Below are 12420 nucleotides of genomic sequence, written 5' to 3' on the forward strand. Positions count from 1 at the left end.
AAATTTTGCAGAGGCCACTGCAATTTTCGAGCCTTTTTTTATTTCATCTTTCATCACTTGAACTAGTGTGTTATTCCCTTTATTATCGACTAAATCTACTTTCAAAAGTTAACACCTCTTACATTACATTTCTAATAATTGATCAAAGTAACCATCTTTCTCATTCGGATTAATATTGATTAATGTTCGACGATCTAACAATAAATTTCCCCATTCACAAGAGGTTTCAGAAACAAATGTACATGCATGACAGGCCGCGCCATTTGCAGACGTATGGTATTCAAATTCCCCATCTGAACAGATTGGATCAGATGAACAATAGCTCATCTTTTCTAATGCTCGAATAATAATGGGTAATAACTTTTCGCTTTGTGCCAAGTTTGTTAATCCACCTAAACTTCCTTCTGAATCTCCAGAAGCTGTGTAAATAAATACACCATACATGTCATCACTTGCATAAATACGCTCTTTTAATGACGTCGTTGTATAACCACAATGTGCAGCTAGCTCCTGCAACAGGGCATGACTAAACGTATGCAACAAAATTTGACGTGGCAGAATATTCAATGGTGACTTTTTAAACTCTTCACGCTGGGCATTATATGCCTTTACAATAGTGCTCGTAATTTTCTCAGTTTGTTCCCATTCTAGCAATTTTTCTAAATTAAATTGAAAGAAAATACCTTCGCCGTAATTTCGCACAGCTGGTAACCATTTCGGCTCACTTGTTATAACAACCGGCTGTGTTTTTGCTTCTTCATCTGTAAATCGGTCAATATAGTCTAATCGAGTAAATTCTTTTAAAACTTGTACTTCAGGCACAGAATCGACACGGAAAATCCCATCAAAATACGGCACTAGCATTGGCGCAATAACTACTTTTTTAGATGAAAAACGCTCTTCGTTTATTTCCTCCTGTATTAGCGTGTTCCACTCCTGCTTTTTAATTGATTCATAGGTAGAACTTTCTGCAAGCGTTATTTTACCCTCTAAATAATGTTTAATAGTAGGTACAAAAGAAGATGGGATATTTTTAAAATTACATGCCATTTCAAGACCTGCTTCACCCATATTTATATATGCTTTGCTAAAATTTTCTTTATCTTTTTCTACTAAATATAAAACATCAAATTCTGAGCTAGATGCTGTTAAAGGCACTTGTAAAAAACTCATAATCGAAGGTGAATATACATTCGATGCGCCACGCAATGTTGTTTTCATTTTACACTTACATTTCTGTTTGGCGCTTTTACTGATCCATGGTCGCTCCCCTTGGCAATCAAATAAACTATGATTCTCTCTTTCTTCAGGCTTCATAATACCACCTAAACTTTCACTATGCTTACAGTGCAAACAAACAACGTGTAGATCTGATAAAGATCCACTTGAGCCATGGGTTTTTAGCATTAATCTTGGCTCTTTTGATTGTTCTGTACAAGGCTTATTTCGGTGAACCCATTCTTCATAAGGAAAATCTGATAAATGTCCATTTTCACACGCTAACACAAATCGGCTTGCATAAAGCTCTTGAAAATCATCCTTATTTTTCCGTGCACAATAATAACAACTAGCATTATGATAATTCGTCATATTGTGGCATTTCGGACAGATTTTCCATTTAGGAAATTCAACAGCTTTAATTTTTTGTTTATCGGGATTTTCATTCAAAATGCGTACGTGGTCAACCCCTAAAAACGTTGTTATTCGTACATCCTTTTCTTGAGGTGCCCTCCTTGTTTGCCACTGATCTGCTGATTTCACTATGACACTTTGAGATAAAAGTTCAACGACTGCTCCTGGTCCTGATTGGTATATTAGTTGGGAAGGTCTGATTGTTTCATTCTGTTGATTCACGACTTTAACACCTCAATTTCAATGGCTGCTTCTACATTTCTTAATGACATCATAGCTGGACGAGCATCTTTTACTTTCACTTCTTCATTAAAGTTTTTTAATAAGCAAGCTTTTACATATTTCGATTCTTTGTAAGCTAATGTATCTTTAGCGTGCTTCAACGCTAATTCTCGCCACCATTCTAATAAAACTTTCACTTCATTTTCAATGGTTGCACCATTAGCATTTCGTACTCTTTCTAGAAATTGAACAGTTGCTGTATCTACTTTATTTTGTAGTTGCACAATTTTTTTTGGACTTTGCTCAGCATTGATTTCCATAATCGTTTGACGCATAAATCCAACAAACGTACCTGTTAACCCTTTATATAAAGCACCTTTTGCGAAAGGTGTTACACTCATCGTTTCTACATGACGATAAAGTGCTTGATGGTATGCTTTAAAACGTTCAAAATGCGACAAATCTCTAGATCGTAGTGAATTAAGTAGAACAAGTACAACTCCTGGATATTTACGACCAACACGGCTCGTCGCTTGAATATATTCAGAAGTCGTTTTTGGTTGCCCTTGTACAAACATTGTTCCAAGTCGGTCCACATCGACACCAACTGAAATCATATTAGTTGCAAGTACAGCATCAAGAACACCCGCTTCATCTAAAGTTTTCTCCATTTGTGTTAGTAACTGTGGAATTTCTTGTGCCTTTTTGCGACTAGTTAATTCTTCAACAGATAGATCATGTTCAAATTTATTCGTGGGATCTAGCATATTTAATCGTGAGTTTACTTCATCTTTAAAAGTAGTAACCATACCTGCCAATTCTTTAACCGTATTAAAATAGCCTAGCATTGTATAATATGGATCTACTTTAAACTTTGGTTCACTTCTTGTTATCGTTGCATATGCACTATATGTTTGAATCGCTTGAATTTTATTACTGACTCCTGGCGCACAGATTCCTACATAGCATCGCCCTGGTTTTTGGGAAGTCGCCACCTCTTTTGAAACGAAATTATCATTTGCTTTTTGCACGGCTAATGGGAACTGCTGCATTTCCCGACCGTATAACGCACGAATTTGCTCATCCGCACCGCTAATCGTCGCTGTTGAAGCAATTACTTTAGCTGGTCTTCCGTTATTTCTTGTTAATAGATCGATTGCTACCTCATATAAACCTGTTAAAGAGCCTAATGGTCCTGAAATTAAATGAAGCTCATCTTGAATAATTAATTCAGGTGGTTTCAAACGATTAATACGACTGTAACCTCTTGGGGTAGAAGCACTATATTTAAATCCTAATTCACGATGATACACATTTTTATTGCCAAATAGTTCATGCATATCTTGTTTCCAAGGTAACTGAGCAATTTTATCTACCGTACCAATTAACAATGTTGGTAACTTCAGATAAATTGCCTCATCAACCGTATAAACAGGAATTCCGTGTTTAAATGTACATTCTTTACTAGAACAATAAATTTTCTGTGAGTTCGAATTAATTTCATACTGCTCCGGTCCTAGTTCTGACCCACACCACGGACAATGTATTAGCTGAATAGGATTGCCAGCCTTAACTTCCTTACCATCTCGTAATTGTTCAAGCTTATCCATTGCATCTACAAATTTATTAGGAGAGGAATCCTGTCCAATCCAAAGCCCAATACTAAATGGCTCTTCTCCAAATAGATTTGTATTTGGTTTACGCAAAACTTCTGCAGCACAAATTAAAGCTGCAGCCCGTTGGAATTGTTGTGTTGTTAACAAACGCAATGTATAGCGCATAAAAACTGTAACTCCAGCATACTTTTCTACTTGATTTGGTGCTAATAATCGACGATACGCCATGACATACGCCGCCACACCTAAATAAGCCTCTGTCTTACCGCCTCCAGTTGGGAACCAAATTAAATCAACAATTTCTCTGTCTTTATGTTGTTCATCCGATGCACTGGCAATATTCATAAGTAAAAATATTAATTGGAATAAACGCCATTCTCCATCTAATATAGGTTTTACTCGCTTACCTGTAGTACGGTATGTGTGGGCCACACCTGATTGCGCTCGTTGCAATAGCATAACACGGTTTGCAAATTGAAACGCTAAATAGCATAAGGAATTATCACTTTCTGTTACTAATGAAATTCCTTCTTCTAAACGTTCGATGATACTTTTTACTTTTAAAATATTTTTTTCTGCTTCACTCTTTAAATAATCAGGTAGCTCATTTACTATTTTCGTTTCATGTTCCAGCCACATTTTATATGTTTCTGGTATAACATTTAATTTTTCCTTCAAGATGTCTACAGGATATTCACTCAATTCCTTCATCTTAAATGACTGATTTTTAATTTTGCAATGTTCCACATTAGGCAATTCATAACGTGGCATCCATGTTGAATAAATCGTCGTTATATTTCCAACGGTTTCCCAATCAACTCCAACACCATGACCGATTGCTAATTCTACTTTATCACGATAAAGAAGTTCATTTTGGACATGATATTGATCCGCCTTAGATGTAAATTTAGCAATATGAGGTGTAGGTATCTGTACTTTTAAAGAGCATTGAAACATAACTTCGTCTTGCTCTGGATATTGATTTTCTCTCTTTAAACTATTCATTAAAAAAACATTTACGTGATATAAGTTATTCCTGTAAGTAACTGTATAACGTACTTTCCCGTGCTTCGAGTCATTTGAATTTTCGAGCGTATCAGTTTTCTTATTAGAAAGATCAATTTGCCATTTTTCCGCTTGTGGTATACGCTTATGTTCTTTATCCTCATAAATAGCCCAAAAAGCTTCGATATCAACAGTTGTTAATTCATGCAGTTTAAAACTAAAGCCCATAGTAGAAGGACGAAATAGTTTTTTTATTGTAAGCTGTTCATTTATTTCTTCTTCGTTTGCATGTACGTGTGTTTCTATTGCATTATCACGTTCATTTACTACATCTGATGTAGATCCAAATGGAACTAGCTTTCCCGTTAAATAGAACTGCATCGGTCGAATATTTGTCCCAAGTATTTCATCTTCCATACGTGGACCAACTAAATATGTTTCTAGCTCATGAATTAAATCTTTACGTAATAATCCGTATTCTTTCATGTTGAAAGCACAGCCTTTCACTCAAGGTAGTTTGCTAATATTAAAAAATTGCCTTTTATAGTTTATTATCGATTCTTTTCAAATAAATTTAAGAGCCCAAATGTTTATCGTATTTTTGGACTCTTACTTTCAATTTTACAATTTAAATACTATTAGTAACTTAGTTTGATTTTGGTCCATCTCCATTAATCATCGGACCCTGCTTAAGAAATGCCATAATGTTTAAAAACACTTTTGATTAAAAGTATATTAATATAATTAATTATATCAGAAATGCTTATTAGCAATAAATTAATAGAGATTGGTATATTTCATATAAAAATTATCATCATTGATAGAATTTTACTAGTACTTACTATATTTGTAAATGTGTTTTTTAGTAAAAAAGACCTTTTTATTTGAAAGTTATTTACAAAAATCAACCATGTATTTATACCAATCAGAAATTCTCAAATATATATCCTAAAAAGTGATAGCTTTGTTAGCCCCGCTAACTCACCGATTTAAATTATGTAGATTAGGACATTCAGATGATTTAACAACCAAAAATAAAAAAAGAAACTTTTCATTAATTTGCTCAATTAATGAAAAGCCTCGACATTGTGATTTTACTAATTTGAGACGGTCCTTCTCTAGTTCTTCTAATTGCTATTTACAATCTCCGATAATACTCTTTTATCTTTTGTGCCATCATTCTTCTTCTCTCTTCCAGAAAAGCTGGATAATCTTCTGCTGTCATCGAAAATATAGAGTCTGGTACACAGTTCATTGCCAAGTTGGTCCTTAATTCTTCGAAATCCACTATTTCGCCAATTTTAAGATTGCCCGTCTGACACTGTTCCTTGACTAACCCCAAATAGTCTTTAGGTGATTGGTCTTTGATTGCCAAATTGACCACCTGTTCAGTGAAGACATAATTGCCGATTTGATTATATTGTGCTCGGTTATTAAACCCATTCTTTTGTAAATATTTTTTCGGGAAAAGATGATGTACATCTCCTCGTTCTTCAATTAAATGCTGTACTGTAATTGACTTGGAAAGGAAAGCTTGATCCTTGTTTACAATTTGAGCCATAACAAACAGATTGAAATATGGACTACTTTTTACAGAGGAATCTAGTCGAGTAACCAAAACGTGGTTCCAATAAGCATCTGACAACTCACCAGCCTCTATTTGTTCAAGATAGCGCTTTGGATCTTCGTGAGTATCAAACCGTTTAATATCATACTCGAACCACGATTCTGGAGAACCTGAATATCTACCAGTTAAGAGAGAAAAGACTAACCATTTCCTCACGATATGATTAATTTCTGGACCGTTTACTCCTTTTTCTCTTAACAATAGGAATAAAGCGTATGCAAAATTCAATGCATTTTGTGACCTAATTAAAGATTTATGAATAACTCCAGTAGATTTCACAATCATAATAAATCTCTTAAAATTAGTATCATCAACAAAATCCATTACAGCTTCTTCCAACTTTTTAAAAGAAGCTTCTGCAATCTCTTCACGGTTTACTCGAGCCTCAAAATCCCGTCCGGATAGAAGACTCACTAGATCCGACAACTTCCCACGCCTAAATTTATAAGTGAATGCAACACGTAGGACATCTGTATATCCTGGCTCATACACACTTGAATGATATTCTTTTAACCATTTAAGCTTTTGAAAACGAGGCAATGCAGCAAAATCACTGTCATTCGTCACAATATTATTGTAGACTCCCGGATTCTTCATCAAGTTAGAGAAGTAGTCAATTGTTTTACGAATCAACGTTCCTTCATACATATCATTTGATGCAATCTTGGACATTGCAAAATCGGCCTGACTTAGAACAACTCCGGCTGAATTAATACGAATAAAAATCTCAGTAACCGTCTCAATATCAAGCGAATGAGAAAGCTCGATAATACCTATACTGTTATAATTTATTTTCTGTAACCTTTGTATTACTTGATTCAACTCATTCATCGTGATTTCAGGATTTGCTTGGCAATAGGTAGCCATAAATCCAAATTGATCGAATCCCTGACTAAATACAGTTGAAATATCTGGAATCCACCTAACATCTTTCGTAATGGCAGGATTTTGTACTTCAAACTTTTCATCAATAGGATTAAACGCAATCATAATGCGTTTTTTTCGATAATCGTCATCCACGACTTCCATTCCAGCAACTGCAGCCATAAGAGCCGTCACCCGTTGTTGACCGTCTATGAGGATTTTTTTACCTCTTGAGATACTGCCGTCTTTCAGGCGAGTTTCTGGATTCTGCCACGTAATAATATATCCTACTGGGTAATCATTGTAGAGGGAATCAATTAAATCTCGAACTTTCGAAGCCTTCCATACGAATGGACGTTGGATTTCAGGAATAGCGATTTCACCAGCATGTATCCAGCTTATTAGATTACTTACTGTCGTATTGTTTACGTTATATTTTGACATAAGAACCTCCTATGACTATCAAAGGTGTAATTTCATCATACCAGCCATACACCCGCTATGACAAAAAAATATATAGTACATAAATTAAAAACCAAACCAATGTTCTAACTATGCAAAATTATCGTCAAAAATAAAATTGAATGCGAGCGATAAATATAAAGGAGACTTCAAAGAAATGGAAGACTCCTCTTTAAGTAAATAAAATCATTATATAGTCTAGTACATTATCTAGCTACAAACATAGGTATATTATTCTATCACTTTCTGAATAACTCTATAAATATAAAATCATAAAAGTAAAATACTCATTATCTTACCCATTAGCAACAATTCAGAGGCATTTAAGGATCCATTTTGTTACAACCATATCCCTTTTTTCAGTCAGTCAAACTTAATTAGGTTACCTCTATCACAAGGTTATTAGCTTGATACTACATTAAAAGCCCACGAATCAATTTCATTTGGTCCTTCGAAATTCCATTAGCAAATGTATGACCTACTCTCACTCCTGTACCAAAATGCAGGGCGTTTGGTTTCACCACTTGATAAAATTCTGCCAAATCCTCCATACGCAGACCATGCCCTGGCATAATCGTTAGATGAGTGTCTTTTGTATGTTCAACCAGTCCCGCTAAATTAGTCATAAATTCAGTTGCCAGTCCATTTCCCCCAGCTGTTAATATCGTTGTAATTTGTTTGTATTTTAATATAGTGGCAATTGCTTCTTTTTGGTCTTTTACAAAATCAAAAGCACGGTGGAAAGTCACTTCCAGTCCGTTAGCTTCATTTAGCAATGCTTGCAGTACATCTTCATCAATAGCACCTTCATTTGTTAATGGCCCTATGACAATACCATCTGCTCCAATTTTTCTTATCACTCGGATATCTTCACACATTACCTTTAAATCATCGCTATCATAAACAAACGAATCATTATGCGGACGAACCATAACATTAATAGGAATTCCCACTGATTCAACCGCTAACTTGATTAAACCATAATTCGGTGTCAGGCCATCCTCAGACATACTTTGACAGAGCTCCACCCGATCAGCACCGAATAATTCTGCTTCCTTCACATCTTTCAATCGAGTCCCAATTACCTCAATTATCATTTCACTGCCTCCAAATAGACAGCCTTCCTTATTAAATAGGCAGCCCCGATTATCCCAGCGTCATTACCTAAACTAGCACATTCTATTTTCGTATTGTCACCGATCCATTCAATAGCGTGTTTCTTGAAAGAGGCTGCAATCCCTGTTAAAAAAACATCACCGGCCTTTGACAGTCCGCCGCCAATTAAAATTTTAGCCGGATTTACAACTGTTGCTACATTAGCCAAAACTAGTCCAAGATTATCATTCATTTGATGGATGATTTTCAAACAGTGCGCATCTCCCTCTTGGGCCAGCTGAAATATATCCTTTGCTGTCAAATGATTATCTTCCATATAAAGCATAGCCATTCTGCTGGTTGGCTCCTGATCCACCACTTTCATAGCTTCCCGCACAATTCCTGTCGCGGATGCTATGGTCTCTAAACATCCTCTCCTGCCACATTTACAAGGATGTCCATTGGGATTAACAACAAAGTGACCAATTTCTCCTGCCAGCCCTTTATGGCCATGCAAAACTTTTCCATCAACAATAATTCCACATCCTATCCCTGTTCCAAACGTCACAAGAATGATATCATCATGTTTCTCCGCATCTCTCCAGCATTCCCCGAGTACGGCATTATTCGCATCATTTTCTACAAAAATAGGGAGTGATGTTTTCTCTTCGAAGTGTTTTTTTAACTCATAGTTTTTCCAGCCGATATTCACAGCCTCCAAAACTTTGCCCTGTCTTTCATCCACCAGACCCGGAACGCCAATTCCAATACCAAGAATTGACTGTTCAAGCTCGTCAGCTGTTACCTTATGTAGAATGGATGTCCATATCTCATCTATAATATATTTTCCCTGATCTTGTTTATTGGTTTCAATTTCCCATTTAGATAAAATTTCACCATTTAAATTGATGATTCCGAATTTGACAGAGGTTCCCCCAATATCAATTCCAATTATTTTTTGCTTCATGCAAGTCATCCTTTAGAATAGTATAGTCTGTTAATTGATAAGAATAATAAACGCTTTCACAGTTACAAAAGTCCTTATTTACCTCATAAAAATAGGCAAACAATCATCCATTATCAGCTAAATATGATTCTTTGAAAAATAACTCCAGATTGGATCCCTGAAGTTATTTCCACGTTATAAGTCTATCTTTTTAAATCAAGTTCAATTACAGGCACCACATAATCCGGCTTTATGACAGGTAACTCTAAAACAACCTCATCCTTAGCAATAACTGGTCGATCATGATGAATTAAATCTTCTGGATCAAAACGTTTTACCGGAACCTCTGAATAGTCATGCAGAAAGCGTGCATAGTTAATTTCATAAGGAAAATCTTTTAAATGAATGGTTCTAAATGGCCAAGAAAAGATATGAATAAACAGTCGGTCATCCTTTATTGTTAAACGACAGTCCTGAGGCGGATTTAATTCGGTTGAACCAGCACCATATATCGACTGTTTATGATAGGTCATCCATTCACCGATTTCCTGAAGTATTTTGCTGGATGCCTTATCAAAATTACCTCTAGCGGTCGGGCCAAAATTCATCAACAGGTTACCATCTTTTGAAACGGTATCTATCAGTAATTTAATAATCATTTCCGCTGATTTCCTGTTTAGATTATTCGGGTTATATGTCCACCGATCGTTAAAAGTTTGACAAGCTTCCCATACACGTTGTTTATTATCCGATGTTGTTAAAATTCCTGTAGGCTGATATTGCTCAGGCGTATACACACCTCTATTCAATCCGATACGGTTATTGAAGATCATATGGGGTTGATGTTTCAGGATTAATGTTTCAATTTCTTCTGCATGCCAATCCCCTGCCCCTTTCCCTTTTGACCATCCCCAGTCTCGGTCGTCATAGGAGAAGTCAAACCAAAAGTAATCAATTTTACCATATTGGGTGACAAGCTCTTCAACCTGGTTATATAAATATTTTTGATAAATCTTCATATCTCGTTCTTCTTGTTTCACAGCCTCATCTTCCCTGGCTGGGTGAAGCCCATCAATAGTAAAATGTGGATGATGCCAGTCGATGACCGAATGATAGAATCCTATTTTCATTCCTGCTTCTCGGCATGCTTCTACGAATTCTTTTAATACATCTTTTCCATATGGTGTGTTCGTGATTTTATAATCAGTATAGGCGCTGTCCCATAAGGTAAACCCTTCGTGATGCTTTGTTGTTAAGACTATATATTTCATACCACTTTGCTTAGCTTGTTTTACCCAGTTCTTCGCATCAAAAAGGTCAGCCTCAAATTGTTCCAAGTATCGTACATATTCATCATTGGAGATTTTCTCTTGTGTCATGATCCACTCATCTTTGGCACGTAAAGAATACAAGCCCCAATGAATAAACATACCGAACCGGTCATGTATAAACCAGGACGGATCACCATAATACTCTGGCCAATCTAATTCCATAAATTATCCCTCCATATAAAATCATCAATATTTTTTCCTAGACACCCTCAATTGGTCAAAATTATGATAGGGACAATTCCGAACTGACCATTTCAAATAGTAGCCTTACACCAAAGCCAGATGCCCCGGGTACATAATATCCCTGTTCACGCCATGGCCGGACCGTATTCGCCATATCAATATGAACCCACTTTATTCCTTTTTCTACAAATTGCTTTAAAAATAAAGCAGCCGTAATCGACCCTCCATAAGGCGAGCTGCTCATATTATTGATATCTCCACAATCGCTTTTCAAATAATATAAATAGTCATCAAACACCGGCATTGGCCAAACATAGTCACCCGTTTGATCACCCAGCTGCTTATAGTGCCACAAGTCCGATTCAGCATTACTGAATACACCTGCCGCTTTTAAACCAAGGGCACTGCCGATACTACCGGTTAAAGTAGCAATATCCATAATGGTTTTTGCCCCAAGTAATTGAGCATAGAGCAATCCATCTGCCAGAATCAATCGTCCTTCGGCATCTGTATTTCCAACTTCTACATGAAGTCCATTTCGATAACGAATGATGTCTGATGGCAAGAATGCGTTTCCATCAGCAAGATTTTCAACAAGCGGCAAAATGGCCACAACATTTACGGCTTTGTTGGAATCAGCCAGCAGCTTCATCGCCCCTGTCACTGCAGCCGAGCCGCCCATATCCATTTTCATCTCGCCAATATCATTACCGGTCTTAACATTGGTTCCGCCCGAATCAAATGTCACGCCTTTACCAACCAAAGCAATTTTTTCTTTACTAACATCACGTTCAAGCGTCAGGACAACAAGTTTTGCCGGTTCACTGCTTCCTTTTGCTACTGTATGTATTCCGACAAATTGATTACTTAATAATTCATTATCGTCAATCACTTGGACAGATACATCTGTTCCACTGAACACTTGCTTTAGCCGTTCAGCATATGCAGTGGGTGTTAATTTATTGGCCGGTTCATTACATAAATCCCTAGCAAGATTGACTGCATTTGCCCTGATACGTGCTGTACGATCATATTCTATTAACCTTTCATCTTCACATAGCATGGTTAACTGATTTAGTTCTACAGCCATTTTATAGGGTGAAAATTGATATTCAGCCAAATACCATCCTTCCATAAAACAGCTAATGATCTTACCAAGTTCTGGTTTCTCTGCCCGATCCATAATCAATGAAAACTCGGCCGAAACAGCTGCAGCTTTGGCATTTATCAGGCTTTTTCGAGAAATGCCGCCTAAAAAACGAATATCCTCCATTGTGAGAGAATCTTGACCGATTCCAATATATACAATCAATTCCTCCCCTTTTGTAATAAGCTGCACTTTACCAAATTCAATGCAGGATTTTTCTTCAAAATAAACGATATTATCATTTGTTTCATGAATCGGTACGATGTTTATATGCATTTCCTTCTCCTCAC

At 36.4% G+C, this 12420-nt stretch carries 7 protein-coding genes; all 7 read right to left on the reverse strand.

The window, feature by feature from the left end:
• Window positions 1–123: 123 nt before the first annotated feature.
• Window positions 124–1854 carry a DUF1998 domain-containing protein gene (drmB, locus tag F7984_RS12290; protein WP_140462104.1) on the reverse strand — a complete coding sequence of 577 codons (1731 nt, stop codon included), beginning with the start codon at window positions 1852–1854 and terminating at the stop codon, window positions 124–126.
• Entirely contained in the window at window positions 1851–4961 is a 3111-nt protein-coding gene (gene drmA / locus F7984_RS12295; protein ID WP_140462103.1) for a DISARM system helicase DrmA, read from the reverse strand. Before drmA ends, drmB begins: the two co-directional genes overlap by 4 nt.
• Before the next feature lie 652 nt (window positions 4962–5613).
• A complete protein-coding gene (locus F7984_RS12300; protein WP_140462102.1) occupies window positions 5614–7410 on the reverse strand; it encodes a GmrSD restriction endonuclease domain-containing protein in 1797 nt (598 codons plus the stop codon).
• Window positions 7411–7841: 431 nt separating this feature from the next.
• Window positions 7842–8525: a copper homeostasis protein CutC gene (locus F7984_RS12305; RefSeq protein WP_140462101.1), complete on the reverse strand. Its 684-nt coding sequence runs from the start codon at window positions 8523–8525 to the stop codon at window positions 7842–7844.
• Window positions 8522–9490: an ROK family glucokinase gene (locus tag F7984_RS12310; protein ID WP_140462100.1), complete on the reverse strand. Its 969-nt coding sequence runs from the start codon at window positions 9488–9490 to the stop codon at window positions 8522–8524. The genes F7984_RS12305 and F7984_RS12310 overlap by 4 nt, the downstream gene beginning before the upstream one ends.
• 182 nt (window positions 9491–9672) lie before the next feature.
• The gene (locus F7984_RS12315) at window positions 9673–10962 is read right to left on the reverse strand and encodes an alpha-L-fucosidase (RefSeq protein WP_140462099.1); all 1290 of its coding nucleotides are present in this window, start codon (window positions 10960–10962) and stop codon (window positions 9673–9675) included.
• 61 nt (window positions 10963–11023) lie between these two features.
• Window positions 11024–12406 carry a M17 family metallopeptidase gene (locus tag F7984_RS12320; RefSeq protein WP_140462098.1) on the reverse strand — a complete coding sequence of 461 codons (1383 nt, stop codon included), beginning with the start codon at window positions 12404–12406 and terminating at the stop codon, window positions 11024–11026.
• Window positions 12407–12420 lie beyond the last annotated feature (14 nt).

It is taken from the genome of Pradoshia sp. D12 (genome assembly GCF_008935075.1).
Classification (GTDB): domain Bacteria; phylum Bacillota; class Bacilli; order Bacillales; family Pradoshiaceae; genus Pradoshia.